We start from the raw sequence: 24,727 nt of genomic DNA, 5'->3' as shown, positions 1-24,727 counted from the left end.
TTTCCAAACGACAACAGGCCGTGGCTCCCTAAAGAGCCACGGCCTGTCGGTAAAGCGCCGGTCCGATATTAACGGACCGCTCAGATCAGGCTTCTTCCAGCTCGTCACTGCTGAAGACCGGACCGCTGTCCTGGCCCTTGGCATCAACGTCGCGGTCGACCAGCTCGATGATCGCGATCGGCGCCGCGTCCGAAGCGCGGAAACCGGCCTTGATCACACGGGTGTAACCACCGTTGCGGTCCTTGTAACGCTCGGCCAGAACGTCGAACAGCTTGGTCAGCTGCGCATCGTCCTTCAGGCGGGCGTCGGCCAGACGACGGTTGGACAGGCCACCCTTCTTGGCGAGGGTGATCAGCTTTTCAACGTAAGGACGCAGTTCCTTGGCCTTGGCAGTGCCGGTCAGGATCTGCTCATGCTTGATGAGCGAAGCGGCCAGGTTACGAAGCAGGGCGGTACGATGACCGGTGCTGCGCTGAAGCTTACGATGACCAACTTTATGACGCATGTGTCTTTCCTTCGTTCGTTAAGGGACCGTGCAAGGTATCCCAGACCAGGCGGTTTTTGCGGGGACCGCCCCGTGCCCCTGTAACCACATCCGTTCGCTTCGAGCGTGTCGAGAAGCGTTCAGCGAGCGCCTCGCGTTTCTCGACTTCGCTCGAAACGAACGGAAGTTGGCTGTTAGCCCAGCAGCTCCTGTTCGAGCTTCTTGGCCATTTCCTCGATATTTTCCGGCGGCCAGCCGGGGATGTCCATGCCCAGGCGCAGGCCCATGGACGACAGCACTTCCTTGATTTCGTTCAGCGACTTGCGGCCGAAATTGGGGGTGCGCAGCATCTCGGCTTCGGTCTTCTGGACCAGATCGCCGATATAGATGATGTTGTCGTTCTTGAGGCAGTTGGCCGAGCGGACCGACAGTTCCAGTTCGTCCACCTTCTTGAGCAGATAGCGGTTGATCTGGTTCGTGTCGCTTTCGCCTTCCGAAGCGGCAGCCGCAGCGGTGCCGGCAGCCGGCGCCGCGACGGGCAGCGCGTCCTCGAAATGGACGAACAGCTGGAGCTGGTCCTGCAGGATACGGGCGGCATAGGCCACCGCGTCTTCCGGCGTGACGGTGCCGTCGGTTTCGAGCGTCAGCGACAGCTTGTCATAGTCCAGTTCTTGGCCGACGCGGGTGTTGTCCACCTTGTAGGCGACCTGACGGACGGGCGAATAGAGCGCGTCGATCGGGATCAGACCGATGGGGGCATCGGCCGGACGGTTCGCCACGGCGGGGACATAGCCCTTGCCGATGTCGGCGGTCAGTTCCATGTTCAGCGTCGCGCCCTGGTCCAGGTGACAGATCACCAGGTCCGGGTTCATCACTTCGATGTCGCCGACGACGCTGATGTCGCCAGCCTTCACCACGGCGGGGCCAGTGGCGGACAGCTGAAGGCGCTTGGGGCCTTCGCCTTCCATCTTCAGCGCGACCTGCTTGATGTTCAGGACGATGTCGGTGACGTCTTCACGCACGCCGGCCAGCGACGAGAATTCGTGCAGGACGTTCTCGATCTTGATCGAGGTGACCGCCGCGCCCTGAAGCGAGGACAGAAGAACCCGACGCAGCGCGTTGCCGAGCGTCAGGCCGAAGCCGCGCTCCAGCGGTTCGGCAACGAAGGTCGCCTTGCGCTTGCCGTCACCCGACGCCTTGATCTCAAGGCTGTTGGGCTTCTTCAATTCCTGCCAGTTCTTCATGTTGACAGTCATGTATTTCCCCTGGGGATGGGCCGAAACGCTTGTGAAATCCTGACCCGACAGGAACGTTCCGGCGATGCAAACGGGAAAACGGGCGACGCGTCCGCCGCCCGCATGTCATGCAGCGCTGCGTTTAGACGCGGCGACGCTTGGACGGACGCACGCCATTGTGCGGGATCGGCGTGACGTCGCGGATCGAGGTGATGTGGAAGCCGACGGCCTGCAGTGCGCGCAGAGCCGATTCACGGCCCGAACCGGGGCCCTTGACTTCGACTTCGAGGGTGCGGACGCCATGTTCGGCGGCCTTGCGGCCGGCGTCTTCGGCGCACACCTGGGCGGCGTACGGGGTCGACTTGCGGCTGCCCTTGAAGCCCATCATGCCGGCCGAGGACCACGAAATCGCGTTGCCCTGGGCGTCGGTGATGGTCACCATGGTGTTGTTGAAGCTGGCGTTGACGTGCGCGACGCCGGCCGAGATGTTCTTGCGTTCGCGGCGCTTAATGCGCTGGGGTTCGCGTGCCATTTTGCTCTAATCCTACAAAAATCTGGTTGCGCAGGAGGCGTCTTCCTTGGGGAGAGCTGCCTCCGGCGGAGTAATTCGTCCCCCGGACGAATTACTTCTTCTTGCCGGCGATCGGCTTCGCCTTGCCCTTGCGGGTGCGCGCATTGGTGTGCGTGCGCTGACCGCGGACCGGCAGGCCCTTGCGATGACGCAGGCCGCGATAGCAGGCCAGATCCATCAGGCGCTTGATGTTCATCGCGGTGTCGCGACGCAGATCGCCTTCAACGGTCAGGTCGGCGTCGATCGTTTCGCGGATCTGGAGCACTTCGGCGTCCGAAAGATCCTGCACGCGACGGCTGTGGTCGATGCCCAGCTTGTCGGCGATGTCGATGGCGGTCTTGCGACCGATGCCGTGGATGTAGGTGAGCGCGATGATTACGCGCTTGTTGGTCGGGATGTTGACACCCGCAATACGTGCCATGGTATTAGTTTCTCCTGCTCCACAGGGTCGGCTTTCGCCGTCCCTATCTCAAAGCGTCAAACCGGATTTCCCTGGCGAGGAAAAGCGGCCAATTACAAGGCCCCCAGACGCAAAAAAGACGGCCAGTGCCAAAAGCACCGCCGCTCGCCGCATGCAGGGGAAGGGGGCCTTTAGCGATTCGGCGGAAAATAGTCAATTGGCGTGCGACCGAACCCGCCTGCTCTGCGGCTCACCCCTTTCCGGCGCCTTTTCGGGTTGAGCGGGGCCACCGCCTCCGGCATGGAAGGGGGCATGCGCGCCATACCCTCCACGCCCCGCTCCCTGACGGCCTCCTTCGCCGCCCTCCTGCCCTCGCTGGCCCTGCTCGCCTCCTGCGTCGGCCCCGGCACCGGACCGGCGCGACCGGTTCCCGCGCCGACACCTGCACCGGCCCGCCCCACGCCTGCGCCACCCGCGCCAGCCCAGCCCGTGCCGGCCGAGACAGAGTGGCAATATCGGCCCGCCACGCCCGGCAGCTGGAGCTATCGCCCGGAAGCAGCGGGCGCCGTCGCGATCTTCGGCACCGGCGCGGCCGATGCGCGCCTGACCCTGCGCTGCGACCGGGCAAGCCGCCGGGTCAGCCTGGCGCGCGCCGGCACCGGCGCCGCCAGCGCGATCACCGTGCGTACCAGCTATGGCGCGACCAGCTGGCCCGCGACCGCGTCCAGCGGCGCGACGGCGCAGATCGTCGCCTTCCGCGCGGCGTCGGACACGGTGCTGGACCAGCTCGCCTACAGCCGCGGCAAGTTCGCGGTCGAAATGTCCGGGCAGGAAACGCTGATCGTGCCCGCCTGGGCCGAAGTGTCGCGCGTGATCGAGGATTGCCGGGGATAGGGTGCCGGGTGCGTTGCGGGCCATCCGCCCCTGTTCCCGGCAAGGACGCGCAAGTATGATTCCAAAAAAGAAAATTACAAGACTTGATCCTGCCCCTCGTCTGATTCACAGTCCATCTCGTGGCCGATCAGAGGTTACATCGAAGTCGGCCACGCGGGCTTCAACATAGCGAAAGGAGGTGATCCGATGTCTCATGGTTCAGCAATGGGGTCGGTTCAGTCCATTCGGGAAACGCGCCGCTGAGCGACGCCTTTAGCGTCGATCCTTCACCTGCCAGCACATAAGCGCCGACACACAGGCCGTGTCTGCGGGTGATCGATAGCGCGACCAACCGTTTTCCTTCTGGCGGTGCTTCCGGCCGCTGACCATGTCAATGATGGGCCGTCGGGGCGCAAGCGCCCGGCGGCCCCTCTCATGCGTGGGGTATGGGGGGATGGGTGGAAGGCAACTGTCTGCTATTAAAGTCGAACGTCATAAAAAGGCGTCATCCCAGCGAAGGCTGGGATCTCAGGCAGGCGTAGGCTGGGTAAACCGATAGCGCTAGGCGGCCGGCCTCATTCTACTACCGCCTGAGACCCCAGCCTTCGCTGGGGTGACGGCTATGGGGCAGGCCAAAATGTCCGCCGGACGTCCACTTCTGGTCGTTATTCGCCCTCCACTCTTTCGTCATGCCGGGCCTTCGACAGGCTCAGAGCAGAAGAATCCGTGGCGATGCAGGATTTTCCTCATCTATCCGTTTGGATGGACACCTCCTCCGCCTTCCTGTGCGCCTTCATCCCGGCGCATCGGTAAGCGCTTCGCAGGCGCTTTCCTGTCGCAATCGCCGACATCGCCCGGCATCACGGCGACCTTCGATGCCCTGCCCCTTGGCATCGCCCTCCCGCCACGATAGCCCCGCCGCCATGACCGCTTCCGCCTCCCCGCGTCGCACCGCCGCGATCCTCTTCATCCTCATCACGGCGCTGCTCGATGTGATGTCGATGGGCATCGTCATCCCGGTCCTGCCGCAGCTCATCGAAACCTTGTCCGGCTCCAATGCAGCGGCGGGCATGTGGAACGGCCTGTTCGTCGCGCTCTGGGCAGGCATGCAATTTCTCTGCTCACCGATCATCGGCTCCCTGTCCGACCGGTTCGGCCGCCGCCCGGTGATCCTCGTCTCGATCGCCGGCCTGGCGCTCGATTTCGTGCTGATGGCGCTGGCGCCTGATCTCTGGTGGCTGGCGCTGGGCCGCATCCTGGCCGGCGTCACCTCGTCCAGCTTCACCTCCACCTTCGCCTATATTGCCGACATCACCCCGCCGGAGGGCCGGGCGAAAGGCTATGGCCTGATCGGCGCGGCGTTCAGCGCGGGCTTCGTCGCCGGGCCGCTGATCGGCGGGGTGCTCGGCGAAATCTCGCACCGGGCGCCCTTCTGGGCGGCCGCCGCGCTCTCCGGCCTCGCCTTTCTCTACGGCCTGTTTGTCCTGCCCGAATCCCTCGCGCCCGAAAAGCGCATGGCGTTCAGCTGGCGCCGCGCCAATCCCTTCGGGGCGCTCAAGCTGCTGCAATCGCACCCGGAACTGTCCAGCCTCGCGGTCGGCAATTTCCTCCTCTATTTCGCCCATCATATCTTCTCGGCCATCTTCGTCCTCTATGCCGGCGACCGCTATGGCTGGGGTGCGTGGCAGGTCGGCACCCTGCTGGCGCTGGTCGGCCTGCTCGACATGGCGGTGCAGGGGCTGGCGGTCGGCCCGGTCGTCAAGCGGCTGGGCGATCGCCCGACCATGGTGCTGGGCCTCTGTTTCGGCGCGATCGGCCTGTCCGCCATGGGCCTGGCGCCGACGGGCTGGCTGTTCGTCGCCGCCATGTTCCCCAATTGCCTCTGGGGCCTCGCCATGCCGACCATTCAGTCGCTGATGACGCAGCATGTTTCCGAGTCCGAACAGGGCCAGTTGCAGGGGGCAAACAACAGCGTCGGCGCGATCGCAGGCATCATCTCGCCGCTCTTCTTCGGCGCCGTCTATTCGCTGTCGGTCGGGCCGACCCCGACCCTGCCCTATATCGGCAGCGCCTTCCTGATCGCGGCGCTCATCCTGGCCGGTGCAGCGCTGATCGGCTGGCGCGCGGGCAGGCAGTTCCCATCTTAGAGTCTGTTTGGAAATGCGCCTCTGGCGCATCCGCACCGGCCCGCACCCCCACCCGACCACCCATCAGGGTACCATGTCTGGGTGGTCGGGTGGGGGTGCGGGCCGGTGCCGCATCGAAAATGCGCCCTTCCGCGCATTTTCCAAACAGACTCTTAGCGTTTCAAGGCATAACTGGACATATCGGGGCCGGACGACTAACCGGGCGCGAATCCCTTCCACCGCTCGATATAAAGGCGATTCGATGACGCTGCCCCTTCAGGATTCCATCCTCATCGTGGATTTCGGCAGTCAGGTGACACAGCTCATCGCCCGCCGCGTCCGCGAAGCCGGGGTCTATTCCGAGATCGCCCCGTTCAACGCCGCCGCCGAAGCGTTCGAGCGCATGAAGCCCAAGGGCATCATCCTCTCGGGCGGCCCCTCCTCGGTCATGTGGGAAGACAGCCCCCGCGCCCCGCAACATTTCTTCGACGCAGGCATTCCGATCCTCGGCATCTGCTACGGCCAGCAGACGATGATGCAGCAGCTGGGCGGCAATGTCGAAGGCGGCGAAAGCGGCGAATTCGGCCGCGCCTTCATCGAGGTGAAGAAAGGCTGCGCCCTGTTCGACGGCCTGTGGACCACCGGCGAAAGCCATCAGGTCTGGATGAGCCATGGCGACAAGGTGACGCAGTTGGCCCCCGGCTTCGAGGTCGTCGCGACCAGCGAGGGCGCGCCCTATGCCGTCACCGCGAACGAAGCCAAGCGCTTCTACGCCACCCAATTCCACCCCGAAGTCGTCCACACCCCCGACGGCGCGAAGCTGCTCGCCAATTTCGTGCGCCATGTCTGCGGCCTTGCCGGCGACTGGACCATGGCCGAATTCCGCGCGACCAAGATCGCGGAGATCCGCGAACAGGTCGGTGAAGGTCGGGTCATCTGCGGCCTGTCCGGCGGCGTCGACAGCGCGGTCGCGGCCGTCCTGATCCATGAAGCGATCGGCGATCAGCTGACCTGCGTGTTCGTCGACCATGGACTGATGCGCTTGGGCGAAGCCGAACAGGTCGTCAGCCTGTTCCGCGAACATTATGGCATCAAGCTGGTCCATGTGAATGCGGAGGAACGCTTCCTCGGCGGTCTCGCCGGCCTCACCGACCCGGAAAAGAAGCGCAAGTTCATCGGCGGCGAATTCATCGCCGTGTTCGAAGAGGAAGCCGCGAAGATCGGCGGCGCCGACTTCCTGGCGCAGGGCACCCTCTATCCCGACGTGATCGAAAGCGTCAGCTTCACCGGCGGGCCTTCGGTCACGATCAAGTCGCACCATAATGTCGGCGGCCTGCCCGAACGCATGAACATGAAGCTGGTCGAGCCGCTGCGCGAACTGTTCAAGGATGAAGTGCGTGTGCTGGGCAAGGAACTGGGCCTGCCCGACATTTTCGTCGGCCGCCATCCCTTCCCCGGACCCGGCCTGGCGATCCGCATCCCCGGCGAAGTGACCAAGGAACGCTGCGACATATTGCGCAAGGCGGACTTCATCTATTTGGAGGAAATCCGCAACGCAGGTCTGTATGATGCGATCTGGCAGGCCTTCGCCGTGCTGCTCCCCGTCCGCACCGTCGGCGTGATGGGCGACCACCGCACCTATGACAGCGTCTGCGCCGTGCGCGCCGTCACCTCGACCGACGGCATGACCGCCGACATCTATCCCTTCGACGCCGCCTTCCTCAGCCGCGTCGCGACCCGCATCATCAACGAGGTGAAGGGCATCAACCGCGTCGTCTACGACTATACCTCGAAGCCGCCCGGCACGATCGAGTGGGAGTGAAGGGTACTGTGGCGTAGCATAGTGTAATCTGGCGCATATATACGCCAAATTGCTGCCGGCGTCGCACCCGACAACATCCACGATAATCGTGCATCCGGCATCGGAAGGCGACGACGCTGCGGATGCTCTCCTCCGCATGCATCGGGCCGAACGCCTTATTGATCTCCTCCAGCCTCATGACATGGATGATCATCGGGTCGATCTCGATCTTGCCGGTCATGTACATGTCGGCAATCTTGGGCACGTCCGTGTGCCCCTTCGCCCCACCAGAGGCTGTGCCGCGCCAGTCGCGCCCCGTCACCTGCTGGAACGGCCGTGTCTCGATCGTCTTGCCCGCTTCCGTCACGCCGATGATGATGATGCTGGTGCCCCAGCCGCGATGGCAGGCCTCCAGCGCGGTGCGCATGCCTTCGGCATTGCCGGTCGCATCGAACATATAGTCCGCGCCCGTGGTCACGCCGCAGCCGATATAGCGAAAGATTGCCTGGCCCTTGCAGGAAGAGCGGCTCGTCCCGTCCGGCCTCAGCCCCGGCCCTGCGTCGCGCGGATCGCGGTGCACAGGTTCGCCTTACCGCCGAGACAGCTTTTGCACTGCCGGCATTCGGGGCTGTAGAGCGGGATCACATGACCGCCCGGTTTCACACTGGTGACGTCCGGCCTCCCCTCGCGCACGATGCCGGCGCCCTCATGCCGCAGGATCGAGGGGAAGATGCCCTCGCTGTCGAAGCCGTCCCGCGTATAGGCGTCGGCATGGCAGGTGCCCGTCGCCATGATCTCCACCAGCACCTCGCCGGCGCGCGCGCCCTCCAGGTCGACTTCGACGATCTCCAGCGGCGTCTTGGCTTCGAACGCGACGGCGACACGGGTTTTGATTCATGCAATTCTCCTGTGCGAACGGGGCGATTATTCTGCGGCTGCCGGATGGCCCGACACCTGTCCTTCGGCATCGATCATGCGTTGCAACCGGCGGCGCACTTTCACGGCCGCCAGGTCGTTCGACAGCAGCATAGGCCTTAGGTCGAAGAAATCCTCGCCGCCCATTTCCTTCTGTGCGGCCGCGATGATCGGACCGTCCTCGGTCTCGAAGGCGGCATGCATAGCCTGTGTCTTGAACGCATTATAGTCGCCATCTTCCTCGACATGGTTGCGGCGGGTGGCGAAGAAATAATGGGTTTCGTTGTTGTCGCCCGGCGTGCAGCTGTGCAGGTCATATTGGCTGATGCCCTCGTCGCACGGCGTGTCGCCCTGCGCGGCGGCGATCGACAGCTGGATATTCGCGGGCGCAGTCCAGGTGACGCGGATATGGTGCCGCGCACTTTCTTCCGGACATGGCAGGAAAGGAGCGAAGATCATGATTGGCGGGGTCTGGCTGTAATCCCAACTGGCCGACACGCTGGATGCTGTCTCTTCCACCTGCGGGATCAGGGGGGAGAGCTGGCCGCGCGTCGTGATGATCTCGCCATGGACATAGTCGACGTGGCTGAGGTCCATGACATTGTCGAGAATCATGCGATAGTCGACCGGCAGCTTCATATAGGTGTGGCCGACGCCATTGGGATGGCCCTCGTCCAGGAGTGAGAAATCGGTGAGCAGCGCCGGATCTGCGGCTTCTTCCGCCATCCATATCCACAGGAAGCCGTGGCGCTCGATCAGCGGAAAAGTGCGCACGACAGGCCCCTTGGGCAACTGGCCGCGACCATGGGGATTGTGCACGCAATGACCCGCGTGGTCGAAGCGAAGGCCGTGATAGGGGCAGGCAATCGTGTCGCCCACCCGGTTGCCCATGGAAAGCGGCGCGAAGCGATGGGGGCAGCGATCCTGCATGGCGACTGGCTCGCCTGCTTCGTTGCGATAGATGAGAACGGACGTGCCCAGGATGCGGCGGTGAAAGAGTTGGGTCGCATCGACCTCACTCGACAGGGCGGCGACATACCAGGCGCGCTTGAGACAGTGCATGATGATCCTCTTCCCAGTTGGGCCGCATCGTAGGCGGCATATGGAGACGGACATCGCAAGGGGTGTGCCATCCGTCCCATCACCCTGCCCTCGTACGGGTTGAGCGTGTCGAAACCCTGCCTTCCCCCTTGAAACTGCGAAAGAAAGTTCAGCTCTTCAACAGGTTCAGGGCGAATGAAGGTGAGGCGATAATCTGCCGTGCCTGTTGAATTTTATCGATATCCCGCTCATGATTGCAGAATATTCTACACACTGGAGCGGCCATGCCTGCCAAACCCACCGGCTTGACCCGAGCCTTTCACGAAGGTGCAGCCACCCTCGTCGAACCGTCCGATCTTGCCGACCTGCTCGACAGCTTTCATTTCGATCCTGCCCGTGCCGAAATCCGGCTCGGCGACCGGCGGATGTTGCTGGTGGACGATATCGGCTTCGGGATCCTGCGTCGCGAACTCATCCACGCCCTTGGATATGAACGCGCGCGCGGCGCCATGTCCCGTATCGGCTATGGCATCGGCGCGGCGGACGCGGAACTCGCGCAACAACTGCGCAAGGATGCCGGCATCGATCAGGTCTATCGTGCCGGCCCGCAATTCCATGCGCTCAAGGGCGCCGTCCGCGTCGAGGAGCTGGCGTTCGAGGCGGATTTTCAGGCGGGGCATTTTTACGGCGAATATGTCTGGCACAACTCTGCGGAGTGCCAGTCGCACCTTCACGAAATGGGCATCGGCGCGCATCCGGCGGGGTGGCAGCAGGCGGGCTATGCGTCCGGCTACGCCTCCACCTTCTTCGGCCGGCCGATGGTGTTCCGCGAACTGGAATGCATCGCGATGGGGCATGATCGCTGCTACCTCGTCGGGCGGCCGGCGGACGAATGGCCTGACGCGGACGCAGAACTGCGCTGGTTCCGCGCCGACACCTACAGCCACCGCCCGGTCGCGCCGAACGCCGCGCCGCCAGTGGACGCGGACCTTCAGATTGGCGCGCGGGCGATCGTCGGCGCGTCGGCGGGCTTCAACACCGTGCTGCATCTGGTCGACAAGGTCGCGCCGACACTGGCCCCGGTCCTGTTCCTGGGCGAAAGCGGCGTCGGCAAGGAAGTGTTCGCGCGCGAACTGCACAAGCGCAGCCGTCGCGCCGACCGCGACCTGATCGCGGTCAACTGCGCCGCCATCCCCGAAACGCTGCTGGAGGCCGAACTGTTCGGCGTGGAGAAGGGCGCTTTCACCGGCGCAGTCGCGACCCGCTCCGGCCGGTTCGAGCGGGCGGCGGGCGGCACGCTGTTCCTGGACGAGATAGGCACATTGTCGCTGGCGGCGCAGGGCAAGCTGTTGCGCGTGTTGCAAGAGGGGGAATATGAGCGAGTCGGCGGCGCGAAGACGCTGCGCGCCGACGTCCGTCTGATCGCCGCGACCAATGCGGACCTGCGCGCGGAGGTGGAGGCGGGGACATTCCGCGCCGACCTGTTCCACCGCCTCAGCCCCTTCCCCGTCTATATCCCGCCGCTGCGTGACCGGCGGGCGGATATCCCCGTGCTGGCCAATCATTTCCTGGGGCGGCTGAGCCGGCGGCATGGCCGCGAAGGGTTGCGCTTCGATGCGGAGGTGATCCGGCTGTTCCACGATTATGGCTGGCCGGGGAATATCCGCGAGATGGAAAATCTGATCGAGCGCGGCATCATCCTGGCGGATGCGGGCGAGGCGATCGGCGTCCATCATCTGACTCTGGGCGTTGGCAATGCCGCGCCGGGCGGGCAGAGCGGCTTCCGGCCTGACCCGTTCCGCGACTTCGTGGCGCAGCGCTTCCGCGAGGGGCGACGGGATGCAGGGGCGGACATTGGCGTGCTGCTGCTGGAGAGCGGCCTCAGCCAGCAGGAGGTGACGGACCGCCTGATCGCGGCGGCGCTGGAGCGAAGCGGCGGCAATATCAGCGCGGCAGCGAGTGCGCTGGGCATGACGCGGGCGCAGGTGCAATATTGGAAGAAGGGACGGGGTTAGCCGATCATACCGACCCATTGCACTCGGTTGTCAATATTTTGTCCGATGCCACATCATAGATGATCGTGACCTGGCTACAGCCCCCATCGTTGATGCCCGGGAAATCTTGATCCACTGACACAAACCATCGGCGCTCGTTCGCTTTGGCTTGCGATTCAATCAATTGCCTTTCCATATCGGCAATCTCTTTCAGGTCCTGCGCCGAACATGGTTCCAGTTTGTCATCATCCCCAATCGCCGAGCAACCCTCGTCTGGGTCGGATGGTTTGGGTGGGATCAGATAGACGCCCATTACTTTCCCATCTTTCAGATAGGTATAGTTCCGACCATATTCGGAATATGGGAAAGCGCCATCGGGCAGCTTCGCCTGTTTTTCGATACCGTCCATAATATGTTCGCGGCGCAATGCTTCTGATGGCGCAACGGAAGCTGACATGAGTGTCAGCAATAAGACGAACAGTTTCATTTAGCTGTCTTAGCCGTTTCCCAAAGGCTGCGTCACCCCGTCACCACCTTAACCGCCTGCCGGAACCCCTCGATCAGCGGCGACTGGTCATCCGACCGGTAGATCATGCAGAGGTCAAACGCCGCCGGCCCGTCATCCTCCGCCAGCGGCACATAGACCACATCGGGCAGTTGCAGCGACCGCGCCGATTCCACCGCCGCCGCCAGCCCCACGCCGCTCGATACGAAGGCGACGGCGGTGACGACATCCTCGACCGTCTGGATGATCTTCGGTTCGATATTCAGGTCGTGGAAGGCCCGCAGCAGGAAGTTGGAGAAGCCGCCCGGCGCGGTGGCGCGGGGGTAGAAGATCATCGGCTCGCCGGCGAGGTCGGCCAGCGTCACGCTTTCCCGCTCCGCCAGCCGATGATGGCGCGGCATGGCGATAATCATCGACTCATGCACCACCGTTTCCCAGGCAAGGTCGGGATATTCCAGGAAAAAACGGTTGAAGCCGATGGCAATGCGCCGTTCCTGCAAGGCCTTCACCTGCGTCTCGCGGTCCATATTGTGCAGCACCACCTCCACATTGGGGTAGCGCTTGCGGAAATCGAGCACGATGCGCGGCACGATGTCGAGCACGGCGGAGCCGAACACGCCCACGTCCAATCGCCCGAGCGCGCCCTGTCCGATCAGCTGGGTGGTGGCACAGGCCTGCTCCACCAGATTCAGGATATTGACCGCCTCGGTATAGAGCGCCTGCCCCGCCGGGGTCGGCTCTACGCCATGGCGCTTGCGCACCAGCAGCGGCACGCCCAGCACTTCCTCAAGATACTGGATCTGGCGCGTCAGGGGCGGTTGCGACAGGTTGAGTTCCTGCGCAGCGGCGCGGATGCTGTCATGCTGCACGGTGGCGACGAAATAGCGCAGATGCCGGATGTCGATGCGGTTCGCGAACATGGGTTTGACCTCTCTTTTTGTCCCCCACTCCGCTCGTCCCGAGTAGCCATTGAGCCCGTCGAATTTAGCAGGTGAAACGTCCCCCAGACGTTTCAGGATCATCCGGGGGATGATCCGACCTGCTAAACGTATCGAAGGATCAGGCACGGCGCTGGACGCTTCGAAACGGGCCTTAGAAACGCTCAGTCCCTACTCAGCACGAACGGATGTGGGTGATACTGTCGAGATATGCCTGTCAGGTATCTCCAAAGGCATAAAACAGTATTATTGGGTTTCGCTCAAGCCCGTTAGACAGGATCCCAACGAAGCGGAGAGGACGAGTTGACCCAGTTCCAGCATTTCATCGACGGCGCCTTCACCGGGGGGACGTCTGGCAAGAGCTTCCCCAAGATCCGCCCCAGCGACGGTTCGCTGGTCGGCACAGTGCACGAAGGTGGTCGCGCGGAAATCGACGCGGCGGTGCAGGCTGCTCGTGCGGCGCTTAAAGGTCCATGGGGCAAGCTGACGGTCGATGACCGTTCCGACCTGATGCGCGCCGTCGCGGACGGCATCACGAAGCGCTTTGATGATTTCGTCGAGGCCGAGATGGCCGACACCGGCCAGCCCAAGTCGATGATGGAACATGCCTTCATTCCGCGCGGGGCCGCGAACTTCAAGATTTTCGCCGACGTCGTGAAAAATGTCGCGACCGAAAGCTTCCAGACCCCCACGCCGGACGGTCGCGGCGCGCTCAACTATTCGATCCGCAAGCCCAAGGGCGTGGTCGGCATCATCTGCCCGTGGAATGCGCCGCTGCTGCTGATGACGTGGAAGGTCGCCCCGGCGCTCGCCTGCGGCAACAGTGTCATCGTCAAGCCCTCGGAAGAAACGCCGGGCACCGCGACTCTACTGGGCGAGGTGATGAACGACGCGGGCGTGCCCAAGGGCGTGTATAATGTCGTCCACGGCTTCGGTCCGGACAGCGCGGGCGGCTACCTCACCCAGCATCCGGGTGTCGACGCAATCACCTTCACCGGCGAGACGCGCACTGGCACCGCGATCATGCAGGCGGCGGCGCATGGCCTGCGCGACGTATCGTTCGAGCTGGGCGGCAAGAACAGCGCGATCGTCTTCGCCGACGCTGACCTGGACGTCACGCTGGAGGCGCTGGGGCGCTCGGTTTTCCTTAATTGCGGGCAGGTGTGCCTCGGCACCGAACGGGTACTGGTTGAACGGCCGCTGTTCGACAAGCTCGTCGCGGGGCTGAAGGCCAAGGCCGAAAGCCTGAAGCATGGCACCAGCATCGGCCCGCTCATTTCGGCAGAGCATCGCGAAAAGGTGCTGTCCTACTACGCCAAGGCCGTGGCCGAGGGCGCGACGGTGGTGACGGGCGGTGGCGTGCCAACCATGTCCGAAGAGCTTGCCGGCGGCCATTGGGTGCAGCCGACGATCTGGACCGGACTGCCCGACGGCGCCGCCGTCTGGAACGAGGAGATTTTCGGCCCCTGCTGCCACATCCGCCCGTTCGATACGGAGGAGGAGGCGATCACGGTCGCCAACGCCACCGACTATGGCCTTTCCACCTCGATCTTCACGACCGACCTGTCGCGCGCACATCGGGTCGCGGCGGAGATCGACGTGGGCATTACCTGGGTGAACAGCTGGTTCCTGCGCGACCTGCGTACGCCCTTTGGCGGCACGAAACATAGCGGTATCGGTCGGGAGGGCGGGGTCCACTCCCTCGAATTCTACACCGAACTGCGCAATATCTGCGTGAAGCTGTGACCATGGACAGCGCAGCCATCCGCTATCATGGCGACGAACTCTACGAAGCGCTGGTCGCCGGCACGACCGTTCCGAATCTGCGGGATCGCGTGCCGGGTATCACCATCGTGGACGCCTATCATATTCAGGCCCGCATGATCGAACGGCGCATCGCGGCGGGCGAAACGGTCGTCGGCAAGAAGATCGGCGTCACGTCCAGGGCGGTGCAGAACGCCATCGGCGTGTTCGAGCCCGACTTCGGCATCCTCACCTCCGCCATGGCCTATGACGACGGCGCGACCGTCCCCATGGACGCGCTGATCCAGCCCAAGGCCGAAGCGGAAATCGCCTTCGTTTTAAAGCGCGACCTCAAGGGGCCCGGCGTCACGGCGGCGGACGTGCTCGCCGCGACCGACCATGTCCGGGCCTGTTTCGAAATCGTCGACAGCCGCATCACCGGCTGGGACATCAAGATACAGGACACGGTTGCCGACAATGCCTCCTGCGGCGTCTACGCGCTGGGGTCCGAGAAGATCGACCCGCGAGACGTGGACCTCGCGCTGGCCGGCATGTGGGCGGAGCGCAATGGCGAGCAGGTCGCGGTCGGCGTCGGCGCGGCGGTGCAGGGCTCGCCGGCCAATGCCGTTGCGTGGCTCGCCAATACGCTGGGCCGGCTAGACATGCCTTTCCTTGCCGGCGAGGTGATCCTGTCCGGTGCGCTCGGGCCCATGTTCCCGGTCGAGGAAGGCGACGAAATCGCCATGCGGATCGGCGGCATCGGCGACTGCAAGCTGACATTCGGACGGAGGACCGCCCATGCTTGATGCAACCGCCGTCGCAGACCTCGCTGATCGCGTGGATGGCGCGCAGTCGAACGGCCACACCATCGCGAAACTGACCGACGATTATCCCGCCATGACCGTGGACGATGGCTATGCCGTGCAGGACGAATGTCTGCGCCGCTGGCAGGCGCGGGGCCGCACGCTGATCGGCTACAAGGCGGGGCTCACCTCCCGCGCCAAGATGGTGCAGATGGGGGTCACCGTGCCGAGTTTCGGCCTTCTCATGCGCGACACCTGCGACATGGAGGGCGGCGTCATCCCGACCACGGGCCTTATCCACCCGCGTGTCGAAGCGGAAATCGCCTATATCATCGGCACCGACCTCGCCGGGCCGGACGTGACCATCGAACAGGTTCACGCCGCCACCGACTTCATCCAGCCAGCGATCGAAATCCTCGACAGCCGGTTCGAGAAGTTCAAATTCGACCTGCCCAGCGTCGTCGCCGACAATGGCTCCAGCGCCCGCTTCGTGCTGGGCGGTCGGATGCGGCGGCCAACCGATGTCGATCCCGCCACGATCGGCATCGTGCTGGAAATCAATGGCGAACAGGTCGCCCTTGCCTGCTCCGGCGCGGTGCTGGGCCATCCGGCGCGCGCAATCCAGATGCTAGTCGGTTGGCTGCACGGCCGGGGCCAGATCCTGCCTGCCGGCGCCATCGTGCTGACCGGCGCCGCAACCGAAGCGGTACCGATCAAGCCGGGCGACAGCATCTGCGCCCGCTATCAGGACATGGGCAGCATCAACATGAGGGTAAGCTGATGCCAATCATCTCTGTCGTGATCGGCGAGGGCCGGTCGCCGGAAAAGAAACGCGCGCTGATCCGGGCGCTGACCAATGCCGCAATCGAAAGCTTCGAGGTGCGGCCCGAACAGGTGCGGGTGATCCTCAACGAAACCCCGCTCGATCATTATGCCGTCGCTGGCGTGACCTTTGCCGAGCGCGAGCAGCAGAAGCAGGACGAACCGTCATGACGAAAGTAAAATGTGCGATTATCGGGCCGGGCAATATCGGCACCGACCTGCTCTACAAACTGCTGCGCTCCGACGTGCTGGAGCCAGTGTGGATGGTGGGTGTCGATCCCACGTCCGAAGGCCTGGCCCGCGCCCGTGACCTGGGCCTCAAGACCACCGATCAGGGCGTGGACGGCATGCTGCCCCATGTCGTAGCGGACGGCGTCCAGATCGCCTTCGACGCCACATCGGCCTATGTCCATGCGGAAAACAGCCGCAAGCTGAATGCGCTGGGCGTCCTCATGATCGACCTGACGCCGGCCGCGATCGGCCCGCTTTGCGTGCCCCCGGTGAACCTCGCCGCGCTGGCGCAGGCCGCCGCTGCCAACGTCAACATGGTAACCTGCGCGGGGCAGGCAACGATCCCGATGGTCAACGCCGTCGCCCGCATCCAGCCGGTCGACTATGCCGAGATCATCGCGACGGTGGCCTCGAAATCGATCGGACCGGGCACCCGCAAGAATATCGACGAATTCACCCGCACCACCTCCGGCGCGATCGAGAAGGTCGGCGGCGCGGCGAAGGGCAAGGCGATCGTAGTTGTTAACCCCGCCGAGCCGCCGCTGATGATGCGCGACACCGTCTATTGCGAAACTGCCGAGGAGCCGGACCGCGAGGCGATCACGAAATCGGTCCATGACATGATCGCGCAGGTCCAGAATTATGTCCCCGGCTACCGCCTCAAGAACGGCCCGACCTTCGAGGGACGCAAGGTCTCGATCTTCCTGGAGGTCGAGGGGCTGGGTGACTTCCTGCCCAAATATGCCGGCAATCTCGACATCATGACCGCGTCCGCCGCACGTACCGGCGAGATGTTCGGGCGGGAAATACTCGCAGGAAAACTCAATCTGGCCGTGGAGGCAGCAGCATGACGACGAGCGCAGAGGTCAAGGGCCGCAAGGTCAAGCTGCATGACATGTGCCTGCGCGACGGCATGCACTCGATGCGGCACCAGATCAGCGTCGAGCAGATGGTCGAGATCTCGACCGGGCTGGATGCGGCGGGCGTGCCATTGTTGCAGGTCACGCATGGCGACGGGCTGGGCGGTTCCTCGCTCAACTATGGCCGGGGCGCGCATAGCGACCGGGAGTATATCAGCGCCGTCGCATCGCGGATGAAGAATGCGACCGTTTCGGTGCTGCACGTCCCCGGCATCGGTACGCTGGACGAACTGCGCATGGCCGCCGACTGCGGCGCGGGTTGCGTGCATGTCGCCTCGCACTGCACCGAAGCAGACGTGACCGAACAGCATATCGGCCTTGGCCGCAAACTTGGCCTCGACACAGTCGGCTTCCTGATGATGGCGCATATGACCGGTATAGAGACGCTGGTCGAACAGGCGCTGCTGATGGAAAGCTATGGCGCGACCACCGTCTATTGCGTGGACAGCGCGGGCTATATGCTGCCCGAACATGTCACCGCCCGCGTTGCCGCTCTGAAGCAAGCGCTCCAGTCGGACACCGAGATCGGTTTCCATGGTCACCATAATCTCGGCATGGGCGTCGCCAACTCGCTGGCCGCCATCGCGGCGGGCGCCAGCCGCATAGACGGGTCTGCCGCCGGCTTTGGCGCAGGCGCGGGCAACACGCCGCTGGAGGTGTTCGCCGCCGTTTGCGAGCGGATGGGCGTGGAGACCGGCGTCGATACCTTCCGCCTGATGGACGTGGCGGAGGACAAGGTGCTGCCAATGATGGCCAAACCGCCCCGCGCCGACCGGGACAGCCTGACCCTGGGCTATGCCGGCGTCTATTCGACCTTCCTCTACGCAGCCAAGGACTGCGAACGCAAATATGGCCTGCCGGCACGCGATCTGCTGGTGGAACTTGGGCGCCTCAAGATGATCGGCGGTCAGGAAGACATGATCGAGGATACGGCGCTGACCATGGCCAAGGAGCGCGGGCTGATTTCGGCCTGAACGTGCGCTGCTGATCGAGGAAGAACAGATGTCCCAACCGGACGATTTCGCCGAGCATGTTGTCGTGGTCGGCGCCAGCGGAGCCTTGGGTGCCGCGATCGTGGCAAAGCTGGTCGCGCGCCGCAAACATGTGATTGCCCTCGCGCGGTCCATCGCGCCGCTGAACAGGCTGGTCGAGCGGCATGGCGGATCGGTGGTATTGCCGGTCGTGGCTGATTTTTCGACCGATGCCGCGATCGGCATGCTGAAGGAGCGGCTCGACCGTCCCGTCGCGATGGTCATCCATGCGCCCGGCGTTCCCGTGGCCGGCGGCATTCGCACCGCGCCGACCGATGCGCTGGTGGAAGCCTGCAATATCAAGGTCGGCGGCTTCGTCCGGCTGGTTCGCGCAGTCGAGGCACGTCTGCGTCGCCACAGTCGGCTGGTCGCGATCGGTGGCCATTACGGGTTCGAGCCGACCGCCTATGCCGCGACCGCCGGTGTCGCCAACGCCGCGCTCGCCAATCTGGTGCGGCAGATGAGTTGGGCCTATGGCGGCGATGGCGTGACGGCGCATCTGGTCGCGCCCGGTCCCGCCGACACCGAGCGGCTGCATCGGGTCGCAAATGCACGGGCCGCGGATAATGGCTCTTCCGTCGAATCAGAACTGGACGCGATGCGTGGCGAGTCCGCCATTGGCGCGCTCACCACGCCTGAACAGGTCGCCTGGGGGATCGCGATGCTGCTGGATGAAGAAGCCGACGCGATGGCCGGTGCGTCGCTGATGCTCGACGCCGGTCGCCGTCGCGGCTTGCCCTGACAGGAGATGCGCCATGCCCATCGTTCAGTTCCATCTGGTCGCTGACCATTATCCCGATGCGGCGATCGCTGCGCTGCTGGAGGAGGCATCGACCTTCTACGTCGATACGCTCTATCCCACGCTCGACCCTCGACCGATCGAGCGCGTCAGGGCTTTCGTCTCGCCTGTTCCGGCGGAACATTTCGCGACCGGCGGACGGCTCGTCAGCCTGGGGGGAACGGCTGCCCCCTATTTCACCTGCCTGTCACTGGAGGGGCGTCCGGTTGAGCAGTTGCAGGCCTTGCTGGCCGGTTTCACCGATCTGATTGAACGGCATCTGTGCTGTGACCGCGCGACCATCAGGGGCACGGTCGTGGAGATTGCGCCGGCGTTCTGGAGCATCGGCGGCGTGCCCGCGAGCCAGGCGCGTGATACCGAAAAGGCGCTGCGGGCAGGCATTTCGGCATAGGGTGATACGGATTGGGCATCATCCATTAGCCCAAAGGGTATTTGTCGGTAATTCATAACCTGGTTATGCCAGTAAAAAACAAGACCAGTCTGGAGCGAGAGGACCGATGGAAAGGCGGGACGACAAGAAGGATGGCGCGGCGACCGTCTTCTCGATCGAGATTGCCGGTAGCGATGTCCGCTTTCCATGCCGCGCCGACCAGAGCCTGCTGGCGGCGATGATGGCAGCGGGCCATCGCGCACTGGCCGTAGGTTGCCGCAGTGGCGGTTGCGGCGTCTGCCGCGTACGCATTCTGTCGGGTCGTTTCACCACGGGGCATATGAACCGGGCTGTAGTGAGTATCGCCGACGAGCTGGCGGGGAGCCTCCTGTCCTGCCGCACTTTTCCGCGCAGCGATATCCGGCTGGAGCCGATGCCGCGCGCGACCGGCACGGCGGTGATCATAGAGCGAGCGGCATGAGCTTGGCGACCGCCATCGCTGCGCCCACGGTCGAAACGATCGAGCGGCTGCTATCGGCTGCGCGGGAGCGAGCGGACGCGATCAGCATCTGCGTCAATATCGGCATCGTCGATGGCGCAGGTAATCTGGCGGGTTTCCTGCGGATGCCGGGATCGTTCCTGAGTTCAGGCGAACTTGCCATCGACAAGGCCTATACCGCCGCCAGCTTCGGCATGACGACGCGCGGCTTCGGCGTATTGCTGGAAGCCAGCCCGCGCGCGGTGCGAGACGGCCTGCTGCGTCGGCCACGCCTGACCGAGGTGCCGGGCGGCCTTCCGATCCTGATCGACGGTCGACTTGCCGGGGCGATCGGTGTGTCAGGCGGTAGCGACGAAGAAGATGAAGATATTGCGACCTACGTCTTGGCAGCGGTCGCGCATGAGAATTCCGGGAGAGTGTGAATGGCGATTAGAGGACTGCTCCGTGTTGGCGAAGTCTGCGTCCGCGTGTTCGATCTGAAGGAATCGCATCGCCATTATGGCGAGCGCATGGGCCTGATCGAGACGTATAAGGGTGACCCCGACAAGCTCTATTACAAGGTCGCGGACGAGCATGACTGGTATTCGGTCGTGCTACAGCAATCCGATACGCCCGGCATCGAATATTTCGCTTTCCGGACGTTCGAAGACAAGGAGATAGACGAGTTCGCGGCGGCGCTGACCGACTATGGCCTTACCGTCGAGCATATCGAAGCCGGCGTCTATCCCAAGAGCGGGCGACGCATCCGCTTTACCCTGCCGTCCGGCCATGTCATGCACATCTACGCCGACAAGGAGAAGATCGGCAACGGGATGCCGACGCGCAATCCGGGCACCATCCCCGACGAAGGCTATATTCGCGGCTTCCGCTGCGTGCGGCTCGACCATGTGCTGATGGGCGGCACCAACATCGTCGAAAATCGCGACATCTTCACCAACATCTTCGGCTTCACCATCAGCGAGGAACTGGTGACGCATGGCGACGAGATGCGCCTGGCCGTCTTCCTCTCCTGCTCCAACAAGCCGCACGACATCGCCTTCATCCTCCAGCCGGAGGAGAGCAAGTTCCACCATGTCTCCTTCCTGCTGGATTCGGTGAACGACCTGTTCCACGCTGGCGACCTGATCGGCAAATATGAGATTCCGGTGGACGTGTCGGTGAACCGCCATGGCGTGACGCGCGGCGCCACCATCTATTTCTTCGATCCGTCCGGCAACCGGAACGAGGTCTTCACCGGGGGCTATGTCCATTATCCCGATACGCCCACGCTCATCTGGGACACGTCCCAGCTGGGTAAGGCGACCTTCTCGCAGGATAACACGCCGCGCGAGAGTTTCCTCAACGTCCTGACCTGAACTGCTGAACCAAAACGGCCCCTGTGGGGTGGCCGATAAGAATAGCGAGGGGAGTATTTCCATGAAGTCCGTGATTTTCAACAGCGCTTCGGCGCTGGCGGTGGCGCTCGTCCTGACGACACCGGCCGCCCACGCCCAGGATGCCGCGCCGCAGGACGGCAATGTGGGCCTGGAGGATATCGTCGTCACCGCGCAGAAGCGCTCCGAAAGCGCGCAGCAGGTGCCGATCGCCATCTCCGCCGTCACCGCCGACGCGCTGCAGTCCAAGGGGCTGACCGACATTGCCAGCATCAGCGGACAGGCACCCAACGTCACGCTCAAAAGCTCCGGCGCATTCGGAGGATCCAGCTCGACCCTGTTCACCTATATTCGCGGCATCGGCCAGAACGATTTTGGCTTCAATCTGGAACCGGGCGTCGGCGTCTATGTCGACAACGTCTATCTCGCCCGTAACATCGGCGCCAATGTCGACCTGCTCGATCTGCAACGGGTGGAAGTCCTCAAGGGGCCGCAGGGCACATTGTTCGGCCGCAACACGATCGGCGGCGCGCTCAACATCGTCACCTCCGATCCGGGCGATGAGTGGAAAGTGAAGGGAGAGGTCACCACCGGCCGCTACAACCGGATCGACGTGCGCGGCGCGATCGAGGCGCCGCTGGCACCGGGTGTGCTGCACATGGGGCTCGCCTTCTCGACCAAGCATCGCGACGGCTGGCAGACCCGTATCCCCTACACCGGCGACACCGGCAATAATCCGATCTGGCTGCTGGCGACCGGCGGCGCGTCGGGCGGCCCCACCAACAGCAACACCGACGGCGCCCATCTCTTCCCGGTCACGGCACAGGATACGCCGTCCAGGTCGGGCAACATGAACCAGACGGCGGTGCGCCTCAAATTCCTGTTCACGCCCAATGACCGGCTGACCATGCGCCTGATTGGCGACTATCTGAACGCCGACGAGCAGGCGACCCCCTTCTCGCTGTTGCAGGTCAACCAGAACGCCTATGTCGCGCTCTACAACACATGCATCTCCGGCAACCCCGGCTTCTACGCGCCGGTTGCGGGCCTCGCGGGCGTCCCCGCCGCCGGCGTCACCGACCTGTGTCAGGGTATCAGGGGCAATGCCGGTTCCCCCGCCGGCACCCAGCCATCACTGGAAAGCCAGGCCGGCAGCAACCTGCCCTATGACAATCGCTACGTCATCCGCAACGCGGACGGCAGCATCAACCCGAACCTCAGCTACGCCAGCGGCGCCAATTACAACAAGATCGACAATTACGGCATCAACGGCCAGATCGACTATGAACTGTCCGACGCGCTGACGGTAAAGTCGATCACCGCCTATCGCCGGCTCGTGTCGAAATTCGGCGCGGACATTGGCGGCGCGCCCTTCTCGGCCCTGTCGCCCACCTTCGCCGACTGGGAAAACCAGTTGAGCCAGGAACTGCAACTGGTCGGCAATGTCTGGGACGATCGCTGGAAATTCGTCGTGGGCGGCTATTATTTCCACGAATATGGCCGCCATGCCGACCGCGTGCCCTTCACCGGCGGCATGATCCAGATCGTGTCGAACGACACCTACGACACCAAATCCTACGCCGCCTTCATGCACAATAATATCGACGTCATCCCCGATAAGCTCGGCCTGACGCTTGGCATCCGCTACACGAAGGACAAGAAGCGTTTCACCGGCACCCAGCGCGACGAGAATGCCTTCGGCCTGCGCCTGACCCAGGCACCGCCGGGCCTCGTCCTGCCTGATCCCAGCGACATCTACCGCGTCTATCCCATGGGCGAGAACCGGATGGCGTTCGAAAATGTGTCCTACCGGATCGGCGCGGAATATCACATCAACCGACGGGTTATGGCCTATGCCTCCTACTCCACCGGCTACAAGGGCGGCGGCTGGACCACGCGCCTGACCCTGCCCAACTTCACGGTCGATTCCAGCGGCAATTTCGTGAAGCTGCCCGCCCCGACCTTCGGTCCGGAAAAGGCTTACACCACCGAAATCGGCCTGAAATCCGAGCTGTTCGACCGTCGCGTGCGCCTCAACATCGCCGCCTTCAACACCGAATATAACGGCATCCAGCTGACCTTCCAGAACGGCTCCTCGCCGGTCACGGCCAATGGCGGCGATGGCCGCATCCGGGGCGTCGAGGCAGAGGTTAACATGGCGCTGGTCCGCAACTGGACGCTGGACGCGAGCATTGGTTACATCGACGCCGAATATCAGAGCATTCGGCCCGGCGTGCCGCTGACGGGCAACGAGAAATTCGTCAACACCCCCAAATGGCAGGCGCAGGCCGGCACCGGCTACACGTTCGACGTGGGTACTATCGGCTCCTTCACGCCGCGCATCGACTGGACGTTCGCCAGCAAGACATATAATGACGAGGCGAACACCGAACTGCTCGCCACACCCAAGGGCAGCTTCTTCAACGGATCGGTCACATGGCGCGCACCCGACGAGCGGTATGAACTCCAGGCCGGCGTCACCAACATCGCCAATCGCCGCGCGGTCGTGTCGGGCTATACCAATGCCGAAGCCATCTATTCAGGGGTCTTCAGCCGCCCGCGCGAATGGTTCCTGACCCTTCGGGTCCGCAACTGACAGGAAACCGGACGCTCCACTCTCTCTGAAAGCCCTGCGTAATAAGGCCGTCCGAAGCAATGCCCTGCACAGGCATCCGCTCCGGGCGGCCTTTCTTTTTGCCCGCTTTGCGCCGCCCTCTCCACAACTCACGCCGTCATCCCGCGCTTGATGCGGGATCCATTCGGAGCAGCGGTGCATGAGAAGGCTGCGTCGACCTGGATGGATCCCGGATCAGGTCCGGGACGACGCCGGTGCGGGGGGCAGGCCTCACCCCTGATGACAAATTTGTCGAGCACCACAGCCCCCATGACAAAATCGTCAACCGCCCCGTCCCAAAACTCTTAAAAACCCAGCAAAATCAAACTGGCACGCGCCTTGCTAAAATAAAATCACAGAGCAACAAGCCCATGGAGAGGACGATGGCGACCCAGCCACAATCCGACATATTGGACGCGAAATATATCCGCGTCCGCAATCGCCGCGCCAACGGCCTCGTCGAATTCGACTTCGCCATCGGCGCGCCGGAAATCTTCGTGGAGCTGCTGATGCCGGTGGCCGAATTCGACGAATTCTGCGCCGTCAACCGCGTCATCGACGTCACCGGCCAGCCACTCGAACATAACGACTTCGAAGTGCGGCTGGCGCGCGTGCTCGCCGGCGAAGCACGATAATCAA

The 24,727-nt window shown here is 63.6% G+C and carries 24 protein-coding genes and 1 pseudogene; 17 read left to right on the top strand and 8 right to left on the bottom strand.

Annotation, left to right across the window (positions count from 1 at the left end):
* Positions 1-85: 85 nt before the first annotated feature.
* The 4 genes from rplQ to rpsM form a co-directional block, all read right to left on the bottom strand.
* Entirely contained in the window at positions 86-505 is a 420-nt protein-coding gene (gene rplQ, locus ACNHGR_RS16005; protein WP_184269355.1) for a 50S ribosomal protein L17, read from the bottom strand.
* A 173-nt stretch (positions 506-678) separates the two neighbouring features.
* Positions 679-1,740, bottom strand: coding sequence for a DNA-directed RNA polymerase subunit alpha (locus ACNHGR_RS16000; protein WP_184269353.1), 1,062 nt, complete (start codon positions 1,738-1,740; stop codon positions 679-681).
* Positions 1,741-1,861: 121 nt separating this feature from the next.
* On the bottom strand, positions 1,862-2,251 hold the full coding sequence (gene rpsK, locus ACNHGR_RS15995; protein WP_004208752.1) for a 30S ribosomal protein S11: 390 nt from the start codon (positions 2,249-2,251) through the stop codon (positions 1,862-1,864).
* A gap of 91 nt (positions 2,252-2,342) precedes the next feature.
* Positions 2,343-2,711: a 30S ribosomal protein S13 gene (gene rpsM, locus ACNHGR_RS15990; protein ID WP_184269351.1), complete on the bottom strand. Its 369-nt coding sequence runs from the start codon at positions 2,709-2,711 to the stop codon at positions 2,343-2,345.
* Positions 2,712-3,002: 291 nt separating this feature from the next.
* Between rpsM and ACNHGR_RS15985 the strand changes: the two genes are divergently transcribed.
* The 3 genes from ACNHGR_RS15985 (at position 3,003) to guaA (ending at position 7,511) form a co-directional block, all read left to right on the top strand.
* Entirely contained in the window at positions 3,003-3,584 is a 582-nt protein-coding gene (locus ACNHGR_RS15985) for a hypothetical protein (protein WP_475287375.1), read from the top strand.
* 902 nt (positions 3,585-4,486) lie between these two features.
* Positions 4,487-5,710 carry a TCR/Tet family MFS transporter gene (locus ACNHGR_RS15980; protein WP_475287373.1) on the top strand — a complete coding sequence of 408 codons (1,224 nt, stop codon included), beginning with the start codon at positions 4,487-4,489 and terminating at the stop codon, positions 5,708-5,710.
* Positions 5,711-5,951: 241 nt separating this feature from the next.
* Positions 5,952-7,511 carry a glutamine-hydrolyzing GMP synthase gene (gene guaA / locus ACNHGR_RS15975; protein ID WP_475287371.1) on the top strand — a complete coding sequence of 520 codons (1,560 nt, stop codon included), beginning with the start codon at positions 5,952-5,954 and terminating at the stop codon, positions 7,509-7,511.
* Between the two features lie 103 nt (positions 7,512-7,614).
* Here the strand turns inward: guaA and ACNHGR_RS15970 are convergent.
* Positions 7,615-8,384: pseudogene (locus ACNHGR_RS15970) on the bottom strand (alcohol dehydrogenase catalytic domain-containing protein); the annotation flags it as partial.
* A 30-nt stretch (positions 8,385-8,414) separates the two neighbouring features.
* Entirely contained in the window at positions 8,415-9,467 is a 1,053-nt protein-coding gene (locus ACNHGR_RS15965; protein WP_475287369.1) for a Rieske 2Fe-2S domain-containing protein, read from the bottom strand.
* Between the two features lie 263 nt (positions 9,468-9,730).
* Between ACNHGR_RS15965 and ACNHGR_RS15960 the strand changes: the two genes are divergently transcribed.
* On the top strand, positions 9,731-11,461 hold the full coding sequence (locus ACNHGR_RS15960; RefSeq protein WP_475287367.1) for a sigma 54-interacting transcriptional regulator: 1,731 nt from the start codon (positions 9,731-9,733) through the stop codon (positions 11,459-11,461).
* Between the two features lie 4 nt (positions 11,462-11,465).
* On the opposite strand, the gene ACNHGR_RS15955 is transcribed toward ACNHGR_RS15960, so the two are convergent.
* Positions 11,466-11,927 carry a hypothetical protein gene (locus ACNHGR_RS15955; RefSeq protein ID WP_475287365.1) on the bottom strand — a complete coding sequence of 154 codons (462 nt, stop codon included), beginning with the start codon at positions 11,925-11,927 and terminating at the stop codon, positions 11,466-11,468.
* 32 nt (positions 11,928-11,959) lie between these two features.
* Positions 11,960-12,865 (bottom strand): LysR family transcriptional regulator, encoded by a 906-nt coding sequence (locus ACNHGR_RS15950; RefSeq protein WP_184269249.1) that lies wholly within the window; start codon positions 12,863-12,865, stop codon positions 11,960-11,962.
* 321 nt (positions 12,866-13,186) lie between these two features.
* On the opposite strand from ACNHGR_RS15950, the gene ACNHGR_RS15945 reads away from it, so the two are divergent.
* The 13 genes from ACNHGR_RS15945 to ACNHGR_RS15885 all read left to right on the top strand — a co-directional run bounded on the left by ACNHGR_RS15945 (position 13,187) and on the right by ACNHGR_RS15885 (position 24,723).
* Positions 13,187-14,629, top strand: a complete 1,443-nt coding sequence (locus ACNHGR_RS15945) for a 2-hydroxymuconic semialdehyde dehydrogenase (protein ID WP_475287363.1) — start codon at positions 13,187-13,189, stop codon at positions 14,627-14,629.
* 2 nt (positions 14,630-14,631) lie between these two features.
* The gene (locus ACNHGR_RS15940; RefSeq protein WP_184269245.1) at positions 14,632-15,432 is read left to right on the top strand and encodes a fumarylacetoacetate hydrolase family protein; all 801 of its coding nucleotides are present in this window, start codon (positions 14,632-14,634) and stop codon (positions 15,430-15,432) included.
* Complete coding sequence (locus tag ACNHGR_RS15935; protein WP_475287362.1) at positions 15,425-16,210, top strand: fumarylacetoacetate hydrolase family protein; 786 nt, start codon at positions 15,425-15,427, stop codon at positions 16,208-16,210. Before ACNHGR_RS15940 ends, ACNHGR_RS15935 begins: the two co-directional genes overlap by 8 nt.
* Complete coding sequence (locus ACNHGR_RS15930; protein ID WP_475287360.1) at positions 16,210-16,422, top strand: tautomerase family protein; 213 nt, start codon at positions 16,210-16,212, stop codon at positions 16,420-16,422. The genes ACNHGR_RS15935 and ACNHGR_RS15930 overlap by 1 nt, the downstream gene beginning before the upstream one ends.
* A complete protein-coding gene (locus tag ACNHGR_RS15925) occupies positions 16,419-17,333 on the top strand; it encodes an acetaldehyde dehydrogenase (acetylating) (protein WP_475287358.1) in 915 nt (304 codons plus the stop codon). The genes ACNHGR_RS15930 and ACNHGR_RS15925 overlap by 4 nt, the downstream gene beginning before the upstream one ends.
* Positions 17,330-18,376, top strand: coding sequence for a 4-hydroxy-2-oxovalerate aldolase (gene dmpG / locus ACNHGR_RS15920; protein WP_475287356.1), 1,047 nt, complete (start codon positions 17,330-17,332; stop codon positions 18,374-18,376). The genes ACNHGR_RS15925 and dmpG overlap by 4 nt, the downstream gene beginning before the upstream one ends.
* Positions 18,377-18,404: 28 nt before the next feature.
* Positions 18,405-19,175 carry an SDR family oxidoreductase gene (locus tag ACNHGR_RS15915; protein ID WP_475287354.1) on the top strand — a complete coding sequence of 257 codons (771 nt, stop codon included), beginning with the start codon at positions 18,405-18,407 and terminating at the stop codon, positions 19,173-19,175.
* A 13-nt stretch (positions 19,176-19,188) separates the two neighbouring features.
* The gene (locus ACNHGR_RS15910; RefSeq protein WP_475287352.1) at positions 19,189-19,623 is read left to right on the top strand and encodes a tautomerase family protein; all 435 of its coding nucleotides are present in this window, start codon (positions 19,189-19,191) and stop codon (positions 19,621-19,623) included.
* A 106-nt stretch (positions 19,624-19,729) separates the two neighbouring features.
* Positions 19,730-20,083: a 2Fe-2S iron-sulfur cluster-binding protein gene (locus ACNHGR_RS15905; protein ID WP_475287351.1), complete on the top strand. Its 354-nt coding sequence runs from the start codon at positions 19,730-19,732 to the stop codon at positions 20,081-20,083.
* The gene (locus ACNHGR_RS15900; protein WP_475287349.1) at positions 20,080-20,523 is read left to right on the top strand and encodes a GlcG/HbpS family heme-binding protein; all 444 of its coding nucleotides are present in this window, start codon (positions 20,080-20,082) and stop codon (positions 20,521-20,523) included. Before ACNHGR_RS15905 ends, ACNHGR_RS15900 begins: the two co-directional genes overlap by 4 nt.
* Positions 20,524-21,456, top strand: coding sequence for a catechol 2,3-dioxygenase (locus ACNHGR_RS15895; protein WP_184269227.1), 933 nt, complete (start codon positions 20,524-20,526; stop codon positions 21,454-21,456).
* A gap of 61 nt (positions 21,457-21,517) precedes the next feature.
* The gene (locus tag ACNHGR_RS15890; RefSeq protein WP_475287347.1) at positions 21,518-24,070 is read left to right on the top strand and encodes a TonB-dependent receptor; all 2,553 of its coding nucleotides are present in this window, start codon (positions 21,518-21,520) and stop codon (positions 24,068-24,070) included.
* A gap of 401 nt (positions 24,071-24,471) precedes the next feature.
* Positions 24,472-24,723, top strand: a complete 252-nt coding sequence (locus ACNHGR_RS15885) for a phenol hydroxylase subunit (RefSeq protein WP_475287345.1) — start codon at positions 24,472-24,474, stop codon at positions 24,721-24,723.
* Positions 24,724-24,727 lie beyond the last annotated feature (4 nt).

Source organism: Sphingobium sp. RS1 (assembly GCF_056156825.1).
This window is presented reverse-complemented; position numbering and strand designations above follow the sequence as displayed.

Coding starts and splice junctions, on each gene's coding strand:
- rplQ (WP_184269355.1), bottom strand. CDS start 505: ATGCGTCATAAAGTTGGTCATCGTAAGCTTCAGCGCAGCACCGGTCAT.
- ACNHGR_RS16000 (WP_184269353.1), bottom strand. CDS start 1,740: ATGACTGTCAACATGAAGAACTGGCAGGAATTGAAGAAGCCCAACAGC.
- rpsK (WP_004208752.1), bottom strand. CDS start 2,251: ATGGCACGCGAACCCCAGCGCATTAAGCGCCGCGAACGCAAGAACATC.
- rpsM (WP_184269351.1), bottom strand. CDS start 2,711: ATGGCACGTATTGCGGGTGTCAACATCCCGACCAACAAGCGCGTAATC.
- ACNHGR_RS15985 (WP_475287375.1), top strand. CDS start 3,003: ATGCGCGCCATACCCTCCACGCCCCGCTCCCTGACGGCCTCCTTCGCC.
- ACNHGR_RS15980 (WP_475287373.1), top strand. CDS start 4,487: ATGACCGCTTCCGCCTCCCCGCGTCGCACCGCCGCGATCCTCTTCATC.
- guaA (WP_475287371.1), top strand. CDS start 5,952: ATGACGCTGCCCCTTCAGGATTCCATCCTCATCGTGGATTTCGGCAGT.
- ACNHGR_RS15965 (WP_475287369.1), bottom strand. CDS start 9,467: ATGCACTGTCTCAAGCGCGCCTGGTATGTCGCCGCCCTGTCGAGTGAG.
- ACNHGR_RS15960 (WP_475287367.1), top strand. CDS start 9,731: ATGCCTGCCAAACCCACCGGCTTGACCCGAGCCTTTCACGAAGGTGCA.
- ACNHGR_RS15955 (WP_475287365.1), bottom strand. CDS start 11,927: ATGAAACTGTTCGTCTTATTGCTGACACTCATGTCAGCTTCCGTTGCG.
- ACNHGR_RS15950 (WP_184269249.1), bottom strand. CDS start 12,865: ATGTTCGCGAACCGCATCGACATCCGGCATCTGCGCTATTTCGTCGCC.
- ACNHGR_RS15940 (WP_184269245.1), top strand. CDS start 14,632: ATGGACAGCGCAGCCATCCGCTATCATGGCGACGAACTCTACGAAGCG.
- ACNHGR_RS15935 (WP_475287362.1), top strand. CDS start 15,425: ATGCTTGATGCAACCGCCGTCGCAGACCTCGCTGATCGCGTGGATGGC.
- ACNHGR_RS15930 (WP_475287360.1), top strand. CDS start 16,210: ATGCCAATCATCTCTGTCGTGATCGGCGAGGGCCGGTCGCCGGAAAAG.
- ACNHGR_RS15925 (WP_475287358.1), top strand. CDS start 16,419: ATGACGAAAGTAAAATGTGCGATTATCGGGCCGGGCAATATCGGCACC.
- dmpG (WP_475287356.1), top strand. CDS start 17,330: ATGACGACGAGCGCAGAGGTCAAGGGCCGCAAGGTCAAGCTGCATGAC.
- ACNHGR_RS15915 (WP_475287354.1), top strand. CDS start 18,405: ATGTCCCAACCGGACGATTTCGCCGAGCATGTTGTCGTGGTCGGCGCC.
- ACNHGR_RS15910 (WP_475287352.1), top strand. CDS start 19,189: ATGCCCATCGTTCAGTTCCATCTGGTCGCTGACCATTATCCCGATGCG.
- ACNHGR_RS15905 (WP_475287351.1), top strand. CDS start 19,730: ATGGAAAGGCGGGACGACAAGAAGGATGGCGCGGCGACCGTCTTCTCG.
- ACNHGR_RS15900 (WP_475287349.1), top strand. CDS start 20,080: ATGAGCTTGGCGACCGCCATCGCTGCGCCCACGGTCGAAACGATCGAG.
- ACNHGR_RS15895 (WP_184269227.1), top strand. CDS start 20,524: ATGGCGATTAGAGGACTGCTCCGTGTTGGCGAAGTCTGCGTCCGCGTG.
- ACNHGR_RS15890 (WP_475287347.1), top strand. CDS start 21,518: ATGAAGTCCGTGATTTTCAACAGCGCTTCGGCGCTGGCGGTGGCGCTC.
- ACNHGR_RS15885 (WP_475287345.1), top strand. CDS start 24,472: ATGGCGACCCAGCCACAATCCGACATATTGGACGCGAAATATATCCGC.